25 protein-coding genes are annotated in these 23,910 nt (G+C 37.9%); 10 read left to right on the forward strand and 15 right to left on the reverse strand.

Annotated features, from left to right (window positions below; translation table 11 throughout):
• The first annotated feature begins 92 nt into the window (after positions 1–92).
• Positions 93–533 carry a hypothetical protein gene (locus tag BM176_RS29830; protein ID WP_090108063.1) on the forward strand — a complete coding sequence of 147 codons (441 nt, stop codon included), beginning with the start codon at positions 93–95 and terminating at the stop codon, positions 531–533.
• Between the two features lie 4 nt (positions 534–537).
• Complete coding sequence (locus BM176_RS29835; protein ID WP_090108064.1) at positions 538–1,962, forward strand: DUF6575 domain-containing protein; 1,425 nt, start codon at positions 538–540, stop codon at positions 1,960–1,962.
• Between the two features lie 229 nt (positions 1,963–2,191).
• Here BM176_RS29835 and BM176_RS29840 read toward each other — a convergent pair whose 3' ends face one another.
• The 4 genes from BM176_RS29840 to BM176_RS29855 form a co-directional block, all read right to left on the reverse strand.
• The gene (locus BM176_RS29840) at positions 2,192–2,446 is read right to left on the reverse strand and encodes a hypothetical protein (protein WP_090108065.1); all 255 of its coding nucleotides are present in this window, start codon (positions 2,444–2,446) and stop codon (positions 2,192–2,194) included.
• Between the two features lie 188 nt (positions 2,447–2,634).
• Positions 2,635–2,889, reverse strand: coding sequence for a hypothetical protein (locus BM176_RS29845; RefSeq protein ID WP_090108066.1), 255 nt, complete (start codon positions 2,887–2,889; stop codon positions 2,635–2,637).
• 189 nt (positions 2,890–3,078) lie between these two features.
• Positions 3,079–4,704 (reverse strand): NAD(P)/FAD-dependent oxidoreductase, encoded by a 1,626-nt coding sequence (locus BM176_RS29850; RefSeq protein WP_090108067.1) that lies wholly within the window; start codon positions 4,702–4,704, stop codon positions 3,079–3,081.
• 401 nt (positions 4,705–5,105) lie between these two features.
• A complete protein-coding gene (locus tag BM176_RS29855) occupies positions 5,106–5,558 on the reverse strand; it encodes a hypothetical protein (RefSeq protein ID WP_090108068.1) in 453 nt (150 codons plus the stop codon).
• Between the two features lie 319 nt (positions 5,559–5,877).
• On the opposite strand from BM176_RS29855, the gene BM176_RS29860 reads away from it, so the two are divergent.
• The 3 genes from BM176_RS29860 (at position 5,878) to BM176_RS29870 (ending at position 8,071) form a co-directional block, all read left to right on the forward strand.
• Complete coding sequence (locus tag BM176_RS29860; RefSeq protein WP_090108069.1) at positions 5,878–6,198, forward strand: LytR/AlgR family response regulator transcription factor; 321 nt, start codon at positions 5,878–5,880, stop codon at positions 6,196–6,198.
• A 456-nt stretch (positions 6,199–6,654) separates the two neighbouring features.
• The gene (locus tag BM176_RS29865; protein ID WP_090108070.1) at positions 6,655–7,296 is read left to right on the forward strand and encodes a DUF6266 family protein; all 642 of its coding nucleotides are present in this window, start codon (positions 6,655–6,657) and stop codon (positions 7,294–7,296) included.
• A 127-nt stretch (positions 7,297–7,423) separates the two neighbouring features.
• Positions 7,424–8,071: a DUF6266 family protein gene (locus BM176_RS29870; RefSeq protein ID WP_090108071.1), complete on the forward strand. Its 648-nt coding sequence runs from the start codon at positions 7,424–7,426 to the stop codon at positions 8,069–8,071.
• 228 nt (positions 8,072–8,299) lie between these two features.
• Here BM176_RS29870 and BM176_RS29875 read toward each other — a convergent pair whose 3' ends face one another.
• The gene (locus tag BM176_RS29875) at positions 8,300–8,473 is read right to left on the reverse strand and encodes a SymE family type I addiction module toxin (RefSeq protein ID WP_177230589.1); all 174 of its coding nucleotides are present in this window, start codon (positions 8,471–8,473) and stop codon (positions 8,300–8,302) included.
• The gene (locus BM176_RS29880) at positions 8,445–8,720 is read right to left on the reverse strand and encodes a SymE family type I addiction module toxin (protein ID WP_090108073.1); all 276 of its coding nucleotides are present in this window, start codon (positions 8,718–8,720) and stop codon (positions 8,445–8,447) included. Before BM176_RS29880 ends, BM176_RS29875 begins: the two co-directional genes overlap by 29 nt.
• Before the next feature lie 173 nt (positions 8,721–8,893).
• Here BM176_RS29880 and BM176_RS29885 point away from each other — a divergent pair, with 173 nt between their 5' ends.
• Positions 8,894–9,244 (forward strand): helix-turn-helix domain-containing protein, encoded by a 351-nt coding sequence (locus tag BM176_RS29885; RefSeq protein WP_090108074.1) that lies wholly within the window; start codon positions 8,894–8,896, stop codon positions 9,242–9,244.
• Between the two features lie 653 nt (positions 9,245–9,897).
• Here BM176_RS29885 and BM176_RS29890 read toward each other — a convergent pair.
• From BM176_RS29890 to BM176_RS29930, 9 genes are all read right to left on the reverse strand, one after another.
• Positions 9,898–10,581: a hypothetical protein gene (locus tag BM176_RS29890; RefSeq protein WP_090108075.1), complete on the reverse strand. Its 684-nt coding sequence runs from the start codon at positions 10,579–10,581 to the stop codon at positions 9,898–9,900.
• 11 nt (positions 10,582–10,592) lie between these two features.
• On the reverse strand, positions 10,593–10,760 hold the full coding sequence (locus BM176_RS32635; protein WP_177230590.1) for a hypothetical protein: 168 nt from the start codon (positions 10,758–10,760) through the stop codon (positions 10,593–10,595).
• Positions 10,761–11,004: 244 nt separating this feature from the next.
• The gene (locus BM176_RS29900) at positions 11,005–11,799 is read right to left on the reverse strand and encodes an SDR family NAD(P)-dependent oxidoreductase (RefSeq protein ID WP_090108077.1); all 795 of its coding nucleotides are present in this window, start codon (positions 11,797–11,799) and stop codon (positions 11,005–11,007) included.
• 67 nt (positions 11,800–11,866) lie between these two features.
• A complete protein-coding gene (locus tag BM176_RS29905; protein ID WP_090108078.1) occupies positions 11,867–12,448 on the reverse strand; it encodes a TetR/AcrR family transcriptional regulator in 582 nt (193 codons plus the stop codon).
• A gap of 193 nt (positions 12,449–12,641) precedes the next feature.
• Positions 12,642–13,784, reverse strand: a complete 1,143-nt coding sequence (locus BM176_RS29910) for an ATP-binding protein (RefSeq protein WP_255373611.1) — start codon at positions 13,782–13,784, stop codon at positions 12,642–12,644.
• A gap of 262 nt (positions 13,785–14,046) precedes the next feature.
• Positions 14,047–14,679 (reverse strand): DUF2306 domain-containing protein, encoded by a 633-nt coding sequence (locus BM176_RS29915; RefSeq protein WP_090108080.1) that lies wholly within the window; start codon positions 14,677–14,679, stop codon positions 14,047–14,049.
• Between the two features lie 62 nt (positions 14,680–14,741).
• Positions 14,742–15,131 (reverse strand): winged helix-turn-helix transcriptional regulator, encoded by a 390-nt coding sequence (locus BM176_RS29920; RefSeq protein ID WP_090108081.1) that lies wholly within the window; start codon positions 15,129–15,131, stop codon positions 14,742–14,744.
• A gap of 570 nt (positions 15,132–15,701) precedes the next feature.
• Complete coding sequence (locus tag BM176_RS29925) at positions 15,702–16,205, reverse strand: hypothetical protein (RefSeq protein WP_090108082.1); 504 nt, start codon at positions 16,203–16,205, stop codon at positions 15,702–15,704.
• Between the two features lie 3 nt (positions 16,206–16,208).
• A complete protein-coding gene (locus BM176_RS29930; protein ID WP_090108083.1) occupies positions 16,209–16,910 on the reverse strand; it encodes a DUF3800 domain-containing protein in 702 nt (233 codons plus the stop codon).
• A gap of 576 nt (positions 16,911–17,486) precedes the next feature.
• On the opposite strand from BM176_RS29930, the gene BM176_RS29935 reads away from it, so the two are divergent.
• From BM176_RS29935 to BM176_RS29950, 4 genes are all read left to right on the forward strand, one after another.
• Positions 17,487–17,897: a hypothetical protein gene (locus BM176_RS29935; protein WP_143097955.1), complete on the forward strand. Its 411-nt coding sequence runs from the start codon at positions 17,487–17,489 to the stop codon at positions 17,895–17,897.
• Positions 17,898–18,065: 168 nt separating this feature from the next.
• Positions 18,066–19,148, forward strand: a complete 1,083-nt coding sequence (locus BM176_RS29940; protein ID WP_090108085.1) for an efflux RND transporter periplasmic adaptor subunit — start codon at positions 18,066–18,068, stop codon at positions 19,146–19,148.
• 27 nt (positions 19,149–19,175) lie between these two features.
• Positions 19,176–22,343 (forward strand): efflux RND transporter permease subunit, encoded by a 3,168-nt coding sequence (locus BM176_RS29945; protein WP_090108086.1) that lies wholly within the window; start codon positions 19,176–19,178, stop codon positions 22,341–22,343.
• Positions 22,336–23,769 carry a TolC family protein gene (locus BM176_RS29950; protein ID WP_090108087.1) on the forward strand — a complete coding sequence of 478 codons (1,434 nt, stop codon included), beginning with the start codon at positions 22,336–22,338 and terminating at the stop codon, positions 23,767–23,769. Before BM176_RS29945 ends, BM176_RS29950 begins: the two co-directional genes overlap by 8 nt.
• Positions 23,770–23,910: the final 141 nt, after the last annotated feature.

Raw genomic sequence — 23,910 nt, forward strand, 5'->3', positions numbered from 1 at the left:
AATTGGCAAATATATGTGCATAGCTTGTAGTTAGGTGTTTTTATCATATATTAACAGGGAATTTTAAAAATAGCCCCAATAGTTAGAATCCCATGGCTAAAAAATTAAAGTACCAGTCTCTAATAGAGGAAAATCAGCTACAAAACAATTGCCCTTATGATGGCTGTAAAGAAGCCAGGTTAAAGGCTTACAGATGGTCTTATAATCCAATAAATTCAGCTCATAATTTCTTGCCTAAAAATATATATGATAAATTGATGAATACTCCTCCAAGAGGTAATTCACAAGACGATTTCATTAAATGTAGTTGTTGTGCACTGTCAATGTTTGACTCATTAGAAAAGGCCAGAGAAAAGTTTAGCGGATTTACATCAAGAGTTAAATTAATGTTGGGGTATACTCATATTGCAGAAGGTGAAATTGTTGAAGCGGATGGAATAATTAGTGATATAAAAAATGGGCATCTTGACGTGTTTGAGTACGAAGGGATTGAACTTAAATTAAAATTTCAAATAATTACGCCGTTGAATTGAGCTAATGGAGAACTTAAAAGGACATATCATTTCATATCTTCCAATTAGTGGACTTAGGAAAGTGTCAGATTTTCTTGAGCATGAAGGGCCAATATTATCTCATTTTGTAGATAAGAGCAATAGGAACTATTTATATTATTGGGTTGACTTTGACGGAGATTATAATAGATGGCTAATATGGAAAGTCTCATTTAAGAAATTGATAGAGTACCTAAAAGGCCACGTTAGTTTGAAAGAGCTGATGTGTGAGCCCAATAAGGATTTTATATTTTCAGCTGATTTAGATAGAAAATTGGAGTTTAATAATGTAATAGCAATAGATATTGAAGATCTACCATTAGCTTATATTCCCGAAGAAGATAGTTTTTATACCCTTCCTATTCCAAATCTCTATTTACAATTATCCGAAGATCGTCATGAAAATTCTTACTTAGAACTATTAAAAGAAAAGGCTCTTTATTTTACCTTAGAACCTAATTTACCTACATTTTCAACGACAGTAAGTGCAATTTCTGCTTCTGGTTTTTTGAAGAAAATTTCTAACTCTTTTTTAAATTTCATGGAGGAAGACTTCTTTAAGACATATAGAGAAACTATTACTGATTTCAGCAGATTAAAGAAGATTATTTCTCAATTTAAAGAGATTCTTGAGCCCAGAGTCGTTTATTTACAGTATAGTAGCTTTAAAGTTGGTCTCAGTACTGATTCTATAAAAACTTTAGATCAAGTAAGCTCATATAAGGAATGGCAAAAAAGCATCCTAGATAAGTATAGGAACGAAGTTATTGATGTTAATTATAATTCTGAAGAAGAATTAAGAAATATTAATAAAAATTATAGTGAAGAGGCACGGCGTAAAATTTTTTCGCCAATTATAGAGATTTTAAATGACAAAGATTATCACTTAACTGTTACTGACCAAAAACATAGATTTAAAAGATCATTTGTCGGAAAAATATCAAAAGAGAAGCAAGACATTCTTTTACCTCCGAAGATTGAAGAGGAAACATTTGAAAAGAAAAAATTATATAGTATTGTTATTGAAGCCACGGAAGGAGAGGATTTTACTAAAATTAAAGGGAAAGCCCTACAGACGGGCCTTTTATTTTCTCAAGAATTAGAGAAGGTTGAGTATCCTTTGAATTATGCTATAAGTTTAGGGCATAGACTTAAATTCAAGAACCAAATTAAGTTTTGGTATTACATTGATAGCCAAAACTTATATCACGCTGAATCCGAAGAATTTGGAATTTTTATTGTTGCCTACTCTAAAGAGCAAATAATAAAAATGTTTCAAGATGAATTAATACATTTGTATTTATCCAACAATACGAAAAGAGATAAGGATTCACTGAGATTAATGGAAAATTTCAACAAATATTTGGAAAGTCATAGTGTGAATTCCGATGATGAAGATTTCCCCTTTTGAGCATTTTAAGCATTGTGAAATTTAAGATAACCCTTTTCAAAGTGTAATTGCAATATTAAGGAAATGAAAGTCTTAGCTACTAATATGACCTGCATTACCCGAAATACCCGAAAGAGAATTAATTAATCATTAGAAAGAGAGACTATAAAAATTCCTGCATTAAAGACTTGTCAGGTCATATAATTCAACATAACACTAATTATGGCAAACATGTGATGGTTATTTGTTCTTATAAGGCCATCACGGTATGAAATTTAAGACAAGTATTAGTGGCTATACTGCTATAGTAAGTTGGAATTTGATTTGGTTGTGGTACGGTAGTAAGTTGGAAGAGTCCAACAACAGTAATAGAGCAACTTGCCCCCACAACAGGGGTATAATAATGTGTATAAACACCTTTTGCTATGTTATATCTAAGTGCCAATGTAGTACTAATTCCTGCAAATACGCCGATGGTAGCTAACATGATTTTTGCTTTCTTCATAATGGTATTAGATTGGATGTTAAACTTTGTATTATGAGAATTTATTTCAAGCGTTTTCTAAATGCATTTCAATTATAGAATCTATTACAAATAATATTAAAAGGGACTAACTTTTAAGGTTAATCCCTTTTTGAAATGATGGCTATTTTTGTAAAATAGTTATCATTTCATTATTGAATTTATTTGCCTTATATACCTGCGATGGTATAAAATTTAAGACAAGTAGTAGTGAATGTAGTGCTATAGTAAGTTGAAATTTGATTTGGTTGTGGTACAGTAGTAAGGTCTAAAAAGCCAGTGGTCGAAACGCTGCAAGAAGCACCAGCAACAGGAGCATAATAAAACGTGTGTAGAACCCTTGCTGTATTAGCTTTAAGTGCTAAACTACCACCAATTACTGCAAATATACCAATAGCAGCTAACATAATTTTTGCTCTTTTCATAATAATTGTTGCTTTTTGAATCAAAAAGCTAAACTTTGGTTTAACAAATTTTGCCTACTCTTTAAAATGGTTTTCGGCTTACCCATGTTATTGACCAGTTTTCCTTGCAATTACAACTGACCTATGTTACGTAACATCTTTATTCTTGTTGACCTACTTTGACTTTCATCTTTATTCTCTCTACATATTTCAGGTTATGGACGGTATGGTTTTGGCTTGCTGATGAACAGCCTCCGCCACCTTCTTCTCCTCATGATACTCCTGCTCCGTATTAATCTCCCATATATTCTCCTTCGTCGTAATCCCCGCAGCAATATTATCCACCGCCACCATCGCGGTCAACATGGAATGATCCGCATTATTGTATTTATGCATCCCATTACGGCCAACTAAAAACAAATTCTTCAACCGATCCGTAAACGTCCGTACTTCACCAAACCGCTCATAAGCTCCAAAGTAAGCCGGGTATGTTTTCTCTACTCTTAATACGGTACTATCTAAAACGTTAGCAGCACTTGCGAGTCCGATCCGCTCTAATTCGCGCACTGCCAGGGCAGAAATCTGCTTATCGGGTAATTGCCAGAAGGCGTCCGTTGTATTGCAGAAGAACTCCATTCCCACCCAAATGTTCTTAGGATCAGCGACCATATAAGGACTCCAGTTATTGAATATTTGTAGCCGACCTACTTTCACGTTATTATCTTGTATATAGATCCAGTTATCTTTCAGTTCCAGTGCTTTCCATTCGTCAGTCTTTTTATCCAGGGAGGACATGCGACTTAGCAAGATCCCTACTGTAATAAAATCTCTGTACTGTAAACCTGCAGCTACTTCATGTACATTGGGGGGAATGGGGCCCACCATATTTGCGATCAGTTCTTTCACCGGCATGGTGCTGAAGAAGTAATCACCTTCTAACGACATAACATCTCCGGAAATGCTATTGACTGCATGTAGAATATTAACCTTGTTAGCGGAGACTTCTATATGTTGAACGTCATAATTCATGTGTATGATTCCGCCCATCGCCTGCACCTGCCTGGCGACTTCCTCCCACAACTGCCCCGGGCCGTATTTAGGATATAGGAATTGTTCTATCAGGCTTGTTTCTACATCTTTCTGAGCGATATCGGAACTACGTGATTTTGATACTTCCTTGATTGCATGTTCTATGGCTTTCCGGATACTCACTCCCTTGATGCGTTGCGCGCCCCATTCTGCCGGAATTTCCTTACAGGGTACTCCCCATACCTTTTCGGTATAATCTCTGAAAAACAGCTCGTAAAGCGTTTTTCCGAAACGGTTGATCATAAAGTCTTCCAGGTTCTTTTCCGGCTTCCTTGGAAATGCCTGGGCATTTATATAAGAAGCAAGGATAGCAGCAGTTCTTCCTACACCTAGCTTTCGCAAGGTATCTAGAGATAAGGATATGGGGTAGGTAAAGAACTGCCGCAGAAAATAAATCCTTGATAAGCGTTTGCGAATAAGCATTACTTTATCCGGATCGGCTGCGGTGCCATTTTGTTTATTAACTACTTGTGATTTGTTCTGATATTGTATTGTAAAGCTTTGATCTGCCGATTCAACTAATGGCAGAATGTTTAGCCACCATTTCATCACACGGTCTGACTTCGAAAAGAAGCGGTGTCCACCAATATCCATGCGGTTTCCTTTATAGTTTACCGTTTTGGAAATCCCTCCGATGTCACCACTCTTTTCAAGAATAATGGGTAGAATATCCGTTCTGGTTAACAGCTCGTAGGCAGCAGTAAGACCCGCCGGCCCGGCGCCGATGATAATTGCTCTTTTCGTCATTATGTGAAATTATTGGGTAAAACAAACCTTAAATAAAGCGTGATGAATGTCCCGCCTGGACAGGAAGGACGGTTTGATTTTTATTATATTATTAAGAAATTACGGGTTATAATATGTTTAATCATGGTGGTAATTTTTAACAGTTCACTTTTATAGTATGGTTAAACAGTCCCTTTAGTTTGCTAATGCTTATGTTTTAATTGCTGATGTAAATATCGTCTGTGGAATTTCTAATTCATAGGAGAATAAGGTTTGTTTTCATTTTAATCTGAGGTTCTTTCGTCCTGCCCACGGCTGTAGTGTCGCGTTTTGGGGGAGTTACCTATGCCCAGCGGTAATTCTGGCATGAGATCTTGGTGCAGTTTTGCAGATACCTGGTATTCTTAAAATAGCATTTCCCGTTACTGATACTTAATCTTATATTTTTCATCTCCCATTACATCATTCACTATCTTGAAGAGTCCCGCGATATTCTCCTGATGAATATTAGAGATTTCAATCTTCTTCTTTTTATTCTCAAGTTTTAAAATTACTATTTCCTGATTGCCATCATCAACGGAGGGGTTAATGTATTGTTCTTTTAACGTATCGATATTAAAGGAGGTTAAGTAATTACAAAAGCGGTTTCTTTCGGTTTGTGTAAGTGCTTTTGCGTGGACTTTATTACTGGTACCTTTAACTACATCAATAAAACTAACAATCAGACTGTCATTGTTTACCTGATAGGAAATGCTGTAGGCCATGGAAGCGTTTAAATTCCAGATATCAATGGAGTAGGGGATGTTACAATCTTCTATAGGCTTTGAGTTACAAGCATATAAGAAGCACATTACAACTACGGCTATATTTTTCATTCTCTAAGATATATTTTTCTCTTAAAAAAGGGTAATAATTAACAAAATTTTCGGAATTGAGATCCCCTTAAAAATCTTAAATTGTATTGAACCTATCAAGTTATGAATGAACTAATAATCCATTGTGGACGGGCTGGGAGGATCCCCACTAAGCAGCTTTAGAACTCACTTACCAGGTACTGTAGAAAAAAGTGTTTTCCCGGCAGCAATCTTATTGTCAAAGACGAAATTAACCAGAATAGAGATCACACATACCTACCTTTATTCTCAGCCCATCAGGTATTTTCGGAAACCATTATTTACTAAACCCATTTCTCCAATGTACCCAGAGTTCTTCATTTTCATTAGACACAACTTCGCAATAAAGATCAACAGTAAGGACATTTCTTTCATAGAGTCCCATGGTCATTACTCCAAAATGGCTATTGTTAATACCAGTTATATCATAAATACCGGTTTAGCGCAATTAGAAGCTGATTTACCGGCAGATCTTTTCTGCCGGGTACATCGGGCCTACATCGTGCAGATCCCCCATATTATCCACATAGATAATAATCTGATCCACCTGGATAATGGAGATATCCCATTCGGAAAACAGTACAGGGAAAAATTGTTTAACCGCCTGAAAATATATAGGTGAAAAAACGTTCGTGCTGTTTTTTAGGGTGTTCGTGCAGATTTTCCCTGATGCTCATGTAGTTTTCCAAAATGTGAATTGAATTAGTAACTAATATTGTAACAACGATGAGAGTCAATGTGGGACAGGATTTCATTCATTCATTTTAAAACCCGGTATTATGAAAAAGACCCAGAATAATAAATTCATACAAAGCCTTTCAGAAATTATAGGGAAGACAAATGTCCATCTTGAAGGAAAGTTGATAGCAAGTTAATAGTGAGTTCGTAGTTGTAACACACCTGCAACACACCTGGAACACTCCTTGAACGCCCTTTGAACACGAACAGCTGTTCAACCAGTGCTCAAGCTGGGGGCAACCCGTGATCCAATCCCAATCGTGCAGCCTTGGTAGGGCTGAACTGGCACCCTGATGCCAGGCAGAATTACCTATTTCAATAATTAAAAAAAACAAACATTATGGGTACGCAATTAAAAGGACCATTAGGTCCGTTCATCGGCAAAGTTGGTAGTATTATTGGCTCAATTGTTAAGGGCCGGAACATCATTACCAGTTTGCACACAAAAAGCAACAGACCTGCCACGGAAGCGCAATTAAACCAGCGCGTCAAATTTGGTATGGTTACCGGATTTCTCGGCTACTTCGGTGATTTGATAGAGATCGGTTTTCAAACACATAAAATACCAGGATCTGCTATGAATGCTGCTGTAGCTTACAATTTGAAATATGCAGTAACAGGAGTATCGCCCAACTTTAGTATTAATTACCCCGAGTTGTCTTTTAGCCGCGGTAAATTAATTGGTCCCAAAAACAGTGCAATCCAGGCACTTGCAGGCGCCAATATTAAATTTACCTGGTTGGCGAATCCTGCCGCGCTTAAATTAACCAACCCGACTGACCAGTTGCAGATTTTAGTATACAATCCTGCTAAAAATGAATTTGCAACAGAGGTCAGCGCTGCATTGCGTAGTGATCTGACTTATACACTGCAATTGCCGCATGATTTTTCGGGAGATAAAGTGCATTGCTATATGGCCTTTGCAGATATTGAAGGCCGTGTAAGTGATAGCTTATACGCTGGCAGCATTACGCTGTTGTAAGTCAGTATATGCCCGTTATGTATTAATCAGGGTTGGTACATAACGGGTATTATTTAGTAATTCGTTATTCCTGCGGATACCGGGTTCCCGTTAGAGCAGGGTTTTATTAAACATTAAATACATCACAATGGCACGTATAAAAAATGGCCTCCTTGGAGATATTACAGGGACAATCGGTAATATTGAAGGGTATATGCTTAATGGACGGTTAATTCTTCGCACGCGTCGTGCAAAAAGCAGCAAACCACCTACTCAAAAACAGTTGGCCTGCAGAATGAGAATGAGAGTCGTGAAAAGGTTTTTAGGAGCATTTATAGAATTTGTAAGAATAGGATTTACTTACTCTGCCAAAAATAAAATATATAATCCGCATGAAGCAGCAGTAGGTTGGCAGCTTAAAAATGCCATTACCGGGGAATATCCTGATATTACAATAGATTATTCAAAGGTAAGGGTTACTGAAGGACCAATGGATACTCAGGGTATCAATGCTGTGGCAAGGATGGAGGATAAAAAACTGATTTTTACCTGGACGCCGGATTTCAGTTATGTACACAGCACTGACTGCGTTATGTTGCTGGCATATGCACCCGGGTTAAATGAAGCGGTTTATAAACTATGTGGTGCAAAAAGAAGCACAGGTACAGATGAGTTGATTTTGGCAGGTGATAATTGGGGTGAGGGGATAGCCGTTGAAACATACCTTTCATTTATTAAAGAACATGGAACTATATGTACCAATAGTATTTATACCGGCAGTTTCCGTCTGGAGTAGCAATTTTTCACTAAATAAAAATCAGTACATCGGCGGTAATCATATTACTTCATTACCGCCGATGTTTGATTTTTTGGTTTAAATGCTATTAAAACAGAAACTGGTTGTTGTTAACAAACGTATATCCATTACCCCATAAGAGTTTAGATGATATTTCAGTAAATAATGGAGAGTATGAATATTGAGAAGAGGTAATAGGGTAGCTGGTTAACAAACTACAAGTGTTTATTAGTTTTTTATGTTATCATCCTCTTTATCATTTTTAACATTACGAACTACCAATGTGTTCTTATAAACTGCTACCCTTGCGGAATCATCAGGTTTGAAACCAGCTTCAGACAGCCAATTACCGGAAAGTAATAGTTTAGGTATTTCACGATCCAGAAATACTTTTTGCTTCATTTTTTTTACCGGGAGCATTATTGTTTGTTGTATCATTTTGATTTGTATTTATCGTTGATTTAATCTTCGTTATTACCAGCTTGTTTTTGGATACTTTGATTTGACAGGTTTCATCGATTTTGAAGCCTGCATCTTCAATCCATTTTCCTGATAATCTTAACCATGGGACTGAACTACTGAACCCCCATTTTCCGTTATATACTATGCTTTGAAATTTAGCGGTTCTGATTTTCTTAATTGTTTTCATGTGGTTTATTTGTAACAAATTTACTAAATAAAGTTATGAATAAGTAACTTTAAAAGAGATTAATCCTCTATTTTATGTCATTTATATGTCATTTTGTGAAACATAATCAATACTACTTGTTCGCTGGTTTCAATCATTGATCTATTTTACATTTAATTACTAAATCAATTAAGATGACGTTTGGCGAAAAAGTTTCAATGGCAAGAAAGAACAAGAATTGGACTCAAACCGAATTGGCCGATGTAGTAGGTACATCCCGTGATCTGATTGGGAGATATGAGCGAGATGATATAAAACCATCGATAGAAGTAGCTGCAAGGATTGCAGATGCACTGGAAAATTCTCTGGATTATTTGGTGCGGGATAAAGTTCCCACAGTTGAAATTGATAATAAATATATGCCGGAACAATTCGTTCCGTTGTTAACCAAACTTAATAAATTATCTCAGGGGGATGTAGCCCATGTTCTGGCTGTTGTAGATGCATTTATCGCCAAAACGAAATTGCAATCAATCACGGAATAAATGAGTGCTGGGGGCTACAAATTAAATCGACTGAAGTTTTTTAGAAAAAAAGGAACCTCAGATTGAAGTTCCTTTTACTATCTAAGGAAGTAGCGAAGAATTGCGGAATTGCCTCCAGATCCAAATCCACCTATCTTCCTTTTTTATCTTAATAAGCTTGTTTTCAATGTTCTTATGTAAAGATAGAGCTATTTTCACTTAATGAATCTGGTGAAATTCACTATCAGAATGATAAGGAAAAATTTATTGTGATATAATAAAGAATTCAGTTACCCTAATTCTGTTACAAGAAACTCAATAATCTACCCTAATTCTGTTACAAGAAACTGAATAATCTACCCTAATTCTGTGACAAGAAACTGAATAATCTACCCTAATTCTGTGACAAGAAACTGAATAATCTACCCTAATTCTGTGACATATTTAATAAATAAATACTTTCAGAGAGACACAAGATAGCAGGTTTTCAATAACAAAACCTTCTCAACTGGCAACTGCAATCGAACGTCCTAAAACACCATCCCTGTCTTATACGATTTAATAAATCATATGTTAAACATACCGAACATAAACCGTGGGTGATTTAACAAGACGTTTTCCAATGTTAGAAAACTGCATACAATACTTTTCTTAAGTATCTATTCTGCATTTATTTAATTAAGAATAGAGGTTAGTTCCGATGGTTGTTTTTGTTTATTTAACCATTCTATAAAATCAGTTTCTTCTCTTGGCATAAAGAAACCTTTAATGCAATTGGGATTGCGAACGCAAATCTGAATATGGCTTTTTTCAAATAGTCCAGCGCCTTTAAAGGCAGGGCCACCTTCTGTAAAAACACCCCGGGTTGAATCGAATATTTTATATTGAGTGAATCCTTTAGTTTTTAAATCTTCTTCAGCCCTGGAAAGTATTCTCGAATGCATAAATTCAATGGCAGCACAATCCAGATTTCTTAGTAGGTGATCCTTATGAGGATCGTGGGGGAGATTTTTATTTTCCGGAAGTACTTTTCCTCGTTGTTTATACCATCCTTGCATTACTGCAAAATATTTTGCTAATAATGTAATATGCCGTTTATCTAAAAAGTCGCAACAATATCCCAAATGAAGAACAGCTCCAATAACGGCAGGGTGTTTTATGCTGCCTCTGTCCTTTTTTTCATTGGCCCACTGAACTGCCCTGTCATAATTGTTTTCCCAGAAGTATAAGCCATGACCTAGCCAGTCAAATGGCTGTTGACTAATTTTATAATCATTGGGATGCTGTAAAAGAATGTCTCTAACCTCAGCTTCACAACCGTGAAAGCCAATGATCAAATTGGGCTTAACATCATACATACTAAAGAAATCTAAGAGATGGGATTTGTAGCGAGAAGTTCATAATTCTTGGTTAGGTTTCCTGATTCATCAAGAATACCAGCGTCGATAAACGACTGAAGTGCTTCTTCGTCAGAAACTTTTTGCTGAAGGAGCTCATCAGCCAGTTCCATTAGATTATTAAAATCTTTATCGCTCATATATTTAAACTTACAAAACTAAGTTACGAAGTTTTTATTATCCTTCAAATATATTTCCCCATAATTGGTTGAATTTTAATTACTTGAATTGTCATATTTATAACTAACAAAAAGAATTGACATTCGTTTATTCATATTGATTATTGCTATGCCTTTACCTCCCAATACCAGATAATGTAAAGCCTCAAAGAAAAGCCTTGTAAATTTTTGATTTACAAGGCTAATAAAGAGAGAGAAATAATCCTTATATAATAGTATTAAGCACTCCTCCATCTGCGCGAAGAGCGGCCCCGTTTGTAGCGATGGACAAAGGACTGGAAAGATATGCAACCAGATTTGCGATTTCAGAAGGTTCAATAAATCGTTGTAATAATGATGTTGGATTTAAAGCCTTAAACAAGTCGGTTTTTAACTGTTCAACGCTCTGGTTTTGTGCCGCTGCAATTTGTTCAACAGCACCAGCCACACCTTCAGAGTAGGTAGGTCCACCCAAAATAGAATTTACAGTAACCTCCGTATTTTTGGTGAGCTCTGCCAGGCCCCGACTAATAGATAACATAGCGGTTTTAGTCATCCCATAATGGATCATATTTCCTGGAATGTTTATACCTGATTCACTACTGATAAAAATAATTCTGCCCCAGTTCTTCGCTATCATTTTATCAAACAAAAACCTTGACAACCGGACAGCACTTAATACATTCACTTCAAAGAATTTTGTCCAGTCTTCGTCTTTAATATCGGCAAATTCTCTGAGATCGAAGATCCCTACATTGTTTATTAAAATATCGATTTCTGGAAGTGCAGTTAGTAATTTATTCACTTCATCTACATTGGCAAAGTCTGCAGCTATTCCTGAAACTTCTGCAGATGGTATTTCCTCTTTTAACCTCTTCACTGCAATATCTATTTTCTCTTGTGTTCTTCCATTGATGATAACTGATGCACCTTCAATGAGTAATAGTCTTGCAATGGCGAAGCCAATGCCCTGGGTTGATCCGCTCACAAAAGCGGTCTTTGATTTCAATTGTAAATCCATAAATGTTTGTTATTCTGATTGAGCTGTTAACTTTTGTATTGATCACTACAGAAATGGGCAAAAAAATTTAACTGATAATTTCGAGTTGCATTTCGATCTGTTTGATAAGCACTTTATTATCTGGATACATACGTCTGGTAACATTTATACCATTATAGAGAGTAATCAGGTAACGGCCCAGAATTGCCGGGTCAGTCTGGTTTTTTAGTGTTCCGTTTTTTTGTGCCTTTTTGATCGTTGCGGTATAAAGCTGCTCCACTTCCTTTAAGATTTCTACTGCCTCATTTTCAAGATCTTTATCAAGGGAGGCCATTTCTACAACGGTGTTAACAATGATACAACCCTGTATATGAGTTTGTCGATCGGCCTTTGCAATGGAACGGAAAAAGTCTTTGATCAGGTCAATGGGTGTTTCACTTTGACTAATCGCTTCTTTAAACTGGTTAAATGCTTCCCTGCGCTGGTTAATTGCTTTTCTGAACAATTCCTTTTTCCCACCCTTAAAGGCATTGTAAAAACTTCCGCTACCTATACCCATAGCATCAAGAAGGTCGTCTAAAGAAGTTGCTGTAAATCCTTTTGTCCAAAAGACTTTCTGCGCTCTTTCCACAACATCCTTGTTATCATAAATGGTAGGTCTGCCTTTCATATTAGTTTAAACTATGGCTTTTGTGTCATTCACTACAAAAATAGATTAATTTTTCTTTTAACACATCGTAACCTTAGAAATTATTTTTCCGGAGCTCGCATTGAAGTTGATCCGGAATTCATTAGGCTGATTGATGTAAAGTGTATACCAGACCCAAGGCAATGTTTAACTGATTAATACCTGCTTTGTAGTATTATTTATCTTCAAGGAGTTTTAAGAATTCAATAAGTCCTATAGCTTCTGTATCTCCTCCGGACATGGGGAACCGTTCTGTTCCTGAGTACACCACGAATTTATGAGTTGCTTTTATATCTTCACTGGCAGTATGAAATCCTTTTCCCAGAGTAGGTGCGGCTGATCGTTTGATTTCGACAGCCCATACCTGATTGTTCGGTCCTTCCAGAACAAGATCAATTTCTGTTTGCGCGGTTGTTCTATAATAACTGTATTGCCATTTACTCGATAATCCAGCGATTATATTTTCTGCAACAAAACCTTCCCAGCTAGCCCCTACAATAGGATTTCCAAGCAAGCTTTCAAAGTCTGAAATATTTAAAAGCTTATGTAGGATACCTGTATCCCGTAAATATATTTTAGGTGATTTGACAAGTCGTTTTTGGGTATTTCCTGCCCAGGGTTGAATTTGTCTAACCATGTAAAAATCGGTCAGAATATCTAAATATGATCGTATTGTTGTATGGCTGACTTCGAGGCTTTTACCCAGCTCAGATAAAATCACTTGTTGGCCATGATAGTGAGCCAGCATCGTCCAGAATTTTTTCATTCTGGTTGCCTGGATTTGTGGCCCCATTAAAGGGATATCGCGTTCTATGTATGAAGAAATAAAATCATTGCGCCATTCCCAACTTTCATTATCCGTTTCTGCCAGATAGCTATCAGGGAATCCTCCTCTGAACCACAGTTTTTGCGGATTAAAGCCCTCTGGATCAGTTTTATAAACCTCCAATGCAGAAAATGGACTTAATTCCAGATATCTGATTCTTCCTGCAAGGGTTTCTGATGATTGCTGTAATAAATCGCGGGATGCCGATCCCAATAATAGGAATTGTCCGGCCTTTTCACCAGCCCTTTTTCGAATATCAACGAGCCCCCGTAGAATTCGGAATAAATCCGGTTTCCGCTGCACTTCATCAATGATTAGTAACTGCTTTTCAAATCGCCTTAAATAACTTTCCGGATCACTCAGTTTGGCAAGGTCGGTATCCAGTTCCAGATCAAGGTAAACTGATTTTTTATCAAGCCCACGTTCAGCTATCTTTAGTGCAAGTGTTGTCTTACCTACCTGTCTTGGCCCTAATAGGGTAACAACAGGCATATTTGCAAGTGCGTTTGTCAGCTTCTGTTCGAGATCACGTATTATCATCCTTGTATTATAAATATTTAACTTTCAGATTACAATAAAAGTACTCCAAAACCTTGTAATTTGAAAGTTTAACTTTCAAATTACAAGAAAAGTACCCCTAAATCGTGTAATCTGAAAGTTAAACTTTCAAATTACATAAAAGTGCTCTAAAGTATGAGAATTTACTCTCAAGCGACGAAAAACAAGGAAATGTTGGAGCAATTATAAGATAGCATTAACCTTTCTTCCGAAACGCCAGAATAACATCATACAGATATAAAGGAACAGACCAGCCGAACCAAATGAAAGTGGTTAAAATTTCGGAGAAATCACCCAACCGCTGAATAAAGGGCATCTTCACCAAAGATCCCGAGATAACAAAAGCCACCGTGACAATATAACTTCTTGTCATCCATTCTTTATGAAGTTTGAATCTTTTTTTGATGGCAGTCCAGTAGGCGATGAAAGATGATGCGATCCAAACAATTACCCATACCTGTAGGGAAAAGGCATAGTGCCAATTTAACTCATAGGCGGTTGTGAAAGCCAGAACCACCGCAGATAAGCCACTTGCAAGGATAGCAAGCAGATATAATGTTCCTACTCTTCTATGTAATTTCCAGTAGTTAGTCCGGAACCTCTCCCAGAACAGAAAAGGGCCTAGTATCAGCGCCCCGCCACCGGCAGTAATGTGCAGAATCAGGAGCCATCGTACTTTAAAATATTTACCCAGTGCTTCCCGGGTGAGTTCCAGGAAATGGTCGGCACCATGCATAAAATGCCAGGTAAGTGTTGCAATGCCTATCCAAAGCAATAATAGGAATATATCAGCCAGCCCGAAGGATTTTACAGCAAATAAAGGTTTCATGTTCAATGATTATTTGAACACAAAATTCAGTAAGGAGAGGGCTAAAGTCAATAACCGAAAAATTATTCGGTAAGGGAAAAATTATTCGCTGTCAATTCTCTTTTGGAATGCACTTCTTTGATCTGCTCTGCCCTGGCTACTCCCCATCGATCCATTGCGTAAATTATGGGCAGTATACTCAGTCCCATTTCAGTAAGGGAATAATCTACACGTAGTGGAAAGCCATCTTGTACTTTTTTTGACACTATACCATACTCTTCAAGTTCACTCAACTGTATATCTACAACTCTTGGAGTGGCAGATGAGAGTTGCCGGTGTATTTCACTCGGCCTTTGATAACCATTATGTATTAAATCCACAATGCAGGGTTTCCATTTCCCCCCAAGTACTTTCGTAAACAGTGTAATTCCACAATTCAGATCTTCGGGAGTTTTTCTTTTATAGGTGTTCATACGTCAGATAATGTTTGTACAATAAATTTAAGCAAATCTTATTTTATCTGTTACCTGTTACAACAGACCGGACAAGTGTTGAACTATTGGGTGGGAGATTTTCGGAGAATTTGCAAGCAGGAATTAGGTAATTACCCAATATACTAAAAACAGTTTTACATCATATTTTAAAATGATGAAGATTACTGATTCTAGCGCTTTGATCAGGAGTGTATTGATGGATACTTTAATCTGGAGAAGCGGATATATGTTATATTGATATAAAATAAAACTCATAATAAACTTATTTAGAAGTGTTTATTAAGTGGTATAACATTTGAATGGTTATTTTATTATGGCCTTTTTTGACAGGAGAAAACGATTAAGATTTAGTATTATTACAATTAATTTGTATTGATTGTCAATACAAATTGCATTTTAGGAGTGGAACTAGTTTGTTTTTATTTAAAATAACTGCTATATTTGTATTGCATTACTCAAAGAGTAAAGGCACTGGCAAGTGGCTTGTCCACTCAACCGCAATGCCTAAAGTTGCGTTCCTCACTTACGAAGTGGGGTTTTTTTTGCCCTTTATTTACGCGCTCTATATTCATTTAAATACCTGCGAAATTGTCCAATATTGTGGGCATCAGTGCAGTACGATGTTACTAGTAATAAATCAGGTGTAAGTTCTCGTAAGATGACAAGAAAATTAAGTGACTGAACCCAATAAAAATATTGTAGCTGCCCCTCGTCATTTAGCCTTTCAAAATAAGAAACCCAAGAACTTTCCCAATTATCTAATATTGGTTTAATCCAATGAATCCTGTTTGCTCTGTCCCGGTCATACTGTCTTTTATTGGTGTATTGGCTTTTCCTTGTAACTGCATGAACAAAGCCTTCAAACTTACCTTTAAAAAGAGGGGAGCGAGAAAGGTTTTTATTAAATATAACCTTCCTTCCTTTATGAATAAGTGGTGTTTTATGAAAGTCATTTAGGAAATGACCATACATACTATATAGCTGTTCACGAGTTGGAGCATCTATATCCAAGTCGTCCTCATCAAACAGTATTTCTAATTCGTCTAATGACATTTCCTATAGTGACTTTTTAGGCTGATGGTCAAAAATGTTGAATTTACTTTCCCAAGGTTCGGTTCCTTCATCTAATGAATAGCCGGATTTGGTTTCTATGTATTGTAACAATTCGACCTTGGCCTTATTAGCATTAGTCACTTTTTCTAATCCTCTTGCCTTAAAAGTAATTGACCCAATAAAAAGGTCAGTTAATTGCAATAGCACATTTTCATTGGAATGAATGTGTTGGAAATCTTTAAAAGGAGAGTTGCCATTATACTTGTTATTTAGGACTTCTTCTATTTTTTTTAACCTTTCCTTTCCTCTTGTATCTTTTATATCTAAGAAAACCTTGTATTTATTTGCCGTAGGATTGGTGGCGGACTGTAGTAAAAAATAAATTAATTTGTAATAAAAATTATCGTGGTTACCCTGATTAAACTGTTCATGATCTAACTTGTCTTTATACTTAACGAGTATACAACGAAAATAAATTTCAGTCTCAAAAAAATAATCTACAAGAGCTTTGTATAAGGGCATCCGTGAAACAGAAACATTATTCCACTTTATTTCGGTGGGATTTTTGTAATCAAGCTTTATTTGTTTTATATGCTCTTTTATAGCCGAATATTGTTCACCATTTATTTTTATATAGCCAATACACATGACAGGCATTCCGTCATGCTCTAAATGGCAACTTTCATCTATATATAGATTGTACATGATCGTACCAATAATTTAAAGTATCACAAATCTCGTCTTTTAGGACTAAAGAAATGATTATTAATAAAACTTAAATAAATAAACACTCCTTTTGTAGATGTTTGAGCTACAGTTGACTTTGGGCTTAAAATACTATAGCTAATTGTAATATTCCCTTTCTTTTTTTTAGATCTGGATCTTATATGAAGGTGGACAAATGCAAGTAGGAATTATCCGTGGCGGACGGATTTGTTCAGTTCGATATCAAGCCATTGATAACAGTTGATCCTACTTTACCTTCATTTACACATAAAAATGCACAGTAAAATATCGTTTGTTATTGTGCATTTTTTATGTTAGAACCGTCTAAGGAATGTTAAATGGGTTTGTTTTGTTACAAATTTTCATCAAAAATGGGTTTGTTTTGTGACAAGACATGAGCACATCACTCTAAAATACAAATTCAACAACATTCAACAAACACTCGAAAACCCTCTCCATTTCCCACATGTGTAATAAAAAATAACAATAAGTAACAATAAGTAACTCTGTCGATAAGAATATAAAACTTAACAATTTTTTTACAATTTGAGTGGCATGAATTTTTTCTTCCTCACTCAAAGTTTTACTATTTTTGGCCTCGAAATGAGAGTAGCTGTATTTTTCATATGCCTATGCATCCTTCTGTTGAGGGGGTATGATTATATGTATGCAGGTAGTCATCATAATATCATTCCCGCTCAGAATATTGAAAAAACGCATACCAGTCAGGATTATGCAGTAATTAAGGATGCAGGCTCGGATAAAGAAGAGGAATATTTTTTCAGCGATGAAGTTGAAGATGAGGATAGTTTATTTGCCAGAAAATATAAATTACTGGGCAAGTACTATTTCATATTCTCTTATTTATTCATTTTACGTTATCTCTATAGCTGCTCCAAAGCCCCTCTGATCTTTTGTAGTCCTTTATCTTACAAATATATTACCCAAAAAACTTTAAGGATCTGATCAATACATCAGTTACCAAAGGTGTGAGCATGTAAACCTGGTAGATGTATTATTAGCATTACTTCCTCCTGCATGACAGTTCAGGTTCCACCTGGCAACTGATGTCCCTTTATATTCAACGGAATCTCTGACTTCCAACCATTAAACGCATAATATCCATTTAATATCATGAAAAGAATTGTCATGTTCGCAAGTCTGTCTGTGCTGTTGTATCAGACAGGTTGTAAACCAAAAACAGAAGAAAAGGAAGAAGCCAGTAAGTATACCGCTACCAGTCCTTTACGAATTGATACTTCATTTACCAAGGAATATGTTTCGCAGATAAAATCTGTCAGGAACATTGAAATCAGGGCTCAGGAAAAGGGCTATCTGCAAAACATCTATGTTGATGAAGGCCAGTTTGTGAAAGCCGGTCAGCTGTTGTTTAAGATCATGCCGAAAATATATGAGGCTGAGTTACTGAAAGCGCAGGCTGAAGCCGAAACTGCAGAGATAGAATTGCAGAACGCAAAAACCCTGGTGGACAAAAATGTTATCTCAAAGAATGAGCAGGCTATGGCTCAGGCCAAGCTTAATCAGGCAAAAGCCGAGATGACACTTGCAAAACTCCACCTGTCATTCACAGAAATCAGGGCTCCATTTGATGGAACGGTTGACCGTATCCCATTGAAATTAGGTAGTCTTATCGACGAAGGTGCTTTACTGACCAGCCTTTCGGACAACAGTCAGATGTTCGCCTATTTCAATGTATCTGAGCCGGAATACCTGGACTATGAAACCAATACAAAGGGCCGCGGAAACAACAAAGTAGGACTGCTTTTAGCAAACAACACTCCCCTGAAATATAAAGGAGATGTGGAAACCATTGAAAGCGAGTTCGATAATGAAACAGGAAATATTGCTTTCAGGGCAAGATTCCCGAATCCCGATAAACTTTTAAAACATGGAGAAACGGGTAAGGTGCTGATGACCATGCCACTTAAAAATGCATTGGTTATTCCGCAGAAAACAACTTACGAAATTCAGGATAAGATCTATGTTTTTGTGGTAGACAAGAACAATGTGGTAAGATCAAAGAATATTACCATCAATGGTCGTATGCCCGATCTGTATGTTGTAGAAAGTGGCATTTCAGAAAATGATAAGATCCTGCTCGAAGGTGTTCAGAAGGTAAAAGATGATGATAAGATCAACTATGAATTTCAGGTACCTCAGGAAGTTATTTCCCATCTGCGATTAAAAGCAGAATAGTAGTTTAATCTCTAATAGCATAGTTCAATGTTTAATAAATTTATACAGAGACCGGTACTGTCAATAGTTATATCGCTCATCATCGTTTTCCTGGGGATACTGGCTATGACTTCATTGCCGGTAACGCAGTTTCCTTCCATATCGCCGCCAAAGGTGAATGTTACTGCAGAATACCCCGGAGCCAACGGTGAATTAATGATCAAATCGGTTGTAATTCCCCTGGAAAGGGCCATCAACGGTATTCCGGGAATGAAATATATGGCTTCATCTGCAGGTAATGATGGAGAGGCCAATATACAGGTAGTATTTAACCTGGGAACCGATCCTAACCAGGCATCGTTGAATGTTCAAAACAGGGTAGCATCAGTAGTAAATAAACTGCCGCCGCTGGTAGTACGTGAAGGTGTAAAGATCACCCGCGAGGAATCTAACATGCTCCTGTACATTAACCTTTATAGTAAGGATCCTAAGGCAGATGAGAAATTCCTTTTCAACTACGCGGATATTAACGTATTGTCCGAACTGAAAAGAGTAGATGGTGTTGGATTTGCTGACATTCTTGGGAACAGGGAGTATGCCATGAGAATCTGGCTGAAACCCGACCGTATGCTGGCTTATAAGATCTCTGCCGATGAAGTGATGAAAGCGCTGGATGAACAAAGTCTGGAAGCATCGCCAGGTAAAACCGGTGAAAGTTCTGGTAAAAGATCGCAGACGTTTGAATATGTATTGAAATATCCCGGAAGGTTCAGTACTAAAGAAGGATACGAAAATGTTGTTTTAAGAGCCAGTGCAGATGGTGAAATACTTCGTCTGAAAGATGTTGCGCAAGTGGAATTCGGCAGCTCGATGTATGATATTTACTCCAACCTGAATGGTAAACCTTCTGCTGCAATTGTATTGAAGCAATCGTACGGAAGTAATGCCAGCCAGGTAATCAAGGATGTAAAGGCTAAGATGGAGGAGATCAAAGCTAATTCTTTCCCTCAGGGAATGGATTATGAAATCAGTTATGATGTTTCCAAATTCCTGGATGCCTCTATTGAAAAAGTAATTCACACACTGGTGGAAGCCTTCATCCTGGTAGGTTTGGTGGTATTCCTGTTTCTGGGCGATTGGCGCTCAACGCTGATCCCCGCAATGGCTGTACCGGTATCCCTTATCGGAACATTTGTATTCATGCAATTCTTCGGCATTACGCTGAACCTTATCACTTTGTTCGCATTAGTGCTGGCGATAGGTGTTGTTGTGGATGATGCCATTGTGGTAATTGAAGCGGTCCATGCCAAAATGGAAGAGGAACATCTTTCGCCGCTAAAGGCTACTAAAAAGGCGATGCATGAAATCAGTGGAGCTATTATTGCGATCACTTTTTTAATGACAGCGGTATTTATTCCGGTGGCATTTATGTCTGGTCCGGTGGGAATATTCTACAGACAGTTTTCCATCACCATGGCAACGGCTATCGTTCTCTCAGGTGTGGTGGCGCTTACCCTTACACCGGCTCTTTGCGCCATGATCCTGAAAAATAATCATGGAAAACCTAAAAAGAAAAATATACTGGACAAATTCCTGGATGGCTTTAACAACTCATTCAACCGCCTTTCAGGAAGATACCAGAAAGTGCTGGGCTCCATCGTTAACAGAAGATCAGTCACCTTTATCATGCTGCTCGCTTTCTGCGCCGGAACATATTTTGTGAATAACAATCTGCCTTCAGGGTTTATTCCCAATGAAGATCAGGGTATGTTCTATGCTATCATCCAAACACCTCCGGGATCATCTCTGGAAAGGACAAATGAGGTAGCCGAAAGAGTGCAAAAACTAGCCGAAGATATTGAAGGAGTGAAATCCGTTTCTTCCCTGGCAGGTTATGAGATACTTACGGAAGGAACCGGATCGAATTCGGGAACATGTTTGATTAACCTGAAAAGCTGGGAAGACCGGAAACATTCTGCGCAGGAAGTAATGCATGAACTGGAAGAGAAATCCAAAGACATTACAGGTGCTACCATTGAATACTTCATGCCACCTGCTGTGCCAGGGTATGGAGCGGCCGGTGGTTTCGAATTGCGCTTGCTGGATAAATTAGGATCTGGTGATTATAAAAAAATGGAAACGGTGAGTAATGACTTTGTGGCGGCACTGAATAAACGTCCTGAGTTAGCATCGGTATTCAGCTTTTACAGCGCCAGTTTCCCGCAGTATATGTTGAGAGTTGATAATGACATTGCCCAGCAAAAAGGAGTGTCTATCGACAATGCCATGAATACACTTTCTACCCTTGTGGGTAGTAACTACGAGATCAGCTTCATTAAATACGATCGCCAGTACAAAGTGATAATACAGGCATCGCCGGAGTACAGAGCATTACCCGAAGACATCCTGAAACTGTATGTGAAGAATGATCGTGATGAGATGGTTCCCTTCTCTGCTTTCATGAAAATGGAAAAGGTGTATGGGTTATCAGAAATCACCAGGCATAACATGGCCAATGCATCGGAAATAAGCGGATCTGCCGCACCGGGGTATAGTAGTGGTGCTGCCATTAAGGTTATCGAAGAAGTTGCAAAGAAAACTTTACCAAGAGGATATGGGATCGACTGGGCAGGTATCTCCAAAGATGAGGTGGGCCAGGGTAATCAGGCCATTTATATCTTCCTCATTTGTCTTGGCTTCGTATACCTGATTCTGTCTGCGCAATATGAAAGTTTTGTACTACCGCTGGCAGTAATTCTTTCACTACCTGCTGGTATTTTCGGAGCATTCCTGTTGCTGAAATTATTAGGATTGGAGAATAACATTTATGCACAGGTGGCAATGGTTATGCTGATAGGTTTGTTGGGTAAAAATGCCGTATTGATCGTGGAGTTTGCCGTTCAGAAACACAGAGGAGGAGCATCCGTATTAAGTGCTGCAATGGAAGGTTCGAAGGTGAGGTTCCGTCCCATCCTTATGACTTCATTCGCATTTATCGCGGGTTTGATCCCATTGGTTTTTGCTTCTGGTCCTGGTAAAATCGGTAACAGAACAATCGGTACAGCTGCTGCCGGAGGTATGCTTTTCGGAACTATTTTCGGAGTACTGGTAATACCAGGATTGTACTACATATTCGGAAAAATTGCAGAAAAAAATCTTCTCGTTAAAGATGAAGAAGAAAATCCTTTAACCGAAGAAATTGATCACAATGTATAAATTCAGAATAAATGGAGGGATTGGCCTGCTGAGCATTTGTCTGGCTATTGCAAGCTGTAAGGTCCCGGCAATCATATCAACGAAGGAAAACAGGTCCGTTCCTGATTCCTACGGCAACAATCGGGATACGACCAATACTTCAGACATTGAGTGGCGGAAGTTCTTTACAGACCAGAACCTGATAAGCCTGATCGATACAGCACTGAAAAATAATCAGGAGCTGATGATCACCTTGCAGGAAATTGAAATCGCAAAGAATGATATCCGGTTCAGACAAGGGGCGTTACTTCCAACAGTTGGTGTAAGGGCAGGTGCTGGCGTTGAAAAAGTAGGGCGATATACCAGTCAGGGTGCTGGCGACGCATCTACGGAGATCACTCCCGGAAAGGAGATGCCGGATCCGCTAACGGATCTTACCATTGCTGCCTATGCGAACTGGGAAGTGGATATCTGGAAAAAGCTGCATAATGCTAAAAAAGCTGCGATTACCAGGTATTTATCAACGGTTGAAGGCAAGAATTTTGTAGTGACTAACCTGGTGGCCGAGGTGGCTAATTCTTATTACGAATTGCGGTCCTTTGATAACCAGCTGGTGATTGTAAAACAAAATATCGAACTGCAGAAAAATGCGCTGGAGATAGTAAAAGTTCAGAAAGAAGCCGCCAGGGAAACCGAATTGGCGGTTAAGAAATTTGAGGCCGAAGTGCTGAAGTCTCAAAGCATGGAGTTTGAAATTCTTCAGAATATAAAGGAAACGGAAAATAAGATCAACTTCTTATTAGGCCGGTATCCGCAGGAAATAACCAGGGATAAAAGCAACTTTTTAGATTTGCTGCCTCCGGCGGTTAATTCCGGTATTCCTTCGCAATTATTGGCTAATCGTCCGGATATCAAAAAGGCTGAACTGGATTTAGCTGCTGCGAAGCTGGATGTAAAAGTTGCCCGTGCAGAATTTTATCCTTCACTCGGGATTTCAGCAGCGGCAGGATTCCAGGCTTTTAAGCCATCCTACCTGTTCAAAACTCCGGAGTCATTGTTATACTCCCTGGCAGGAGATATAGCAGCGCCACTTATTAACCGGAATGCGATCAAAGCAGAGTTTAACAGTGCCAGTTCAAGACAACTGCAGGCTATGTATAACTATGAGCGTACCATTCTAAATGCATACTTCGAAGTTTCTAATCAACTTTCGAACATCAGTAACCTGGAAAAGAGTTATGATCTGAAGTCGAAACAAGTAGATGCACTGACAAGGTCAATCGAGGTTTCCAATGACTTGTTCAAGTCGGCCAGGGCAGATTACTTTGAAGTGCTGATGACTCAACGTGATGCACTGGAATCTAAACTCGAACTGATAGAAACCAAAAAGCAGGAGCTGAATGCTGTAGTTAATATATACAGGAATCTGGGAGGCGGCTGGAAGTAAAATAATCTCAAATTAAAGGGGGTGTATCATACTTTTGATGCACCCCCTTTTTAGTGCGCCAGGCATGGCGATCAGCTATAGGGTGGAAGTCCCGAACCCGCTTTGCAGTAAGGAGGGTTAGCCAAAAGCAAGGGTGTCGTG

It is taken from the genome of Chitinophaga sp. CF118, from assembly GCF_900112615.1.
Classification (GTDB): domain Bacteria; phylum Bacteroidota; class Bacteroidia; order Chitinophagales; family Chitinophagaceae; genus Chitinophaga.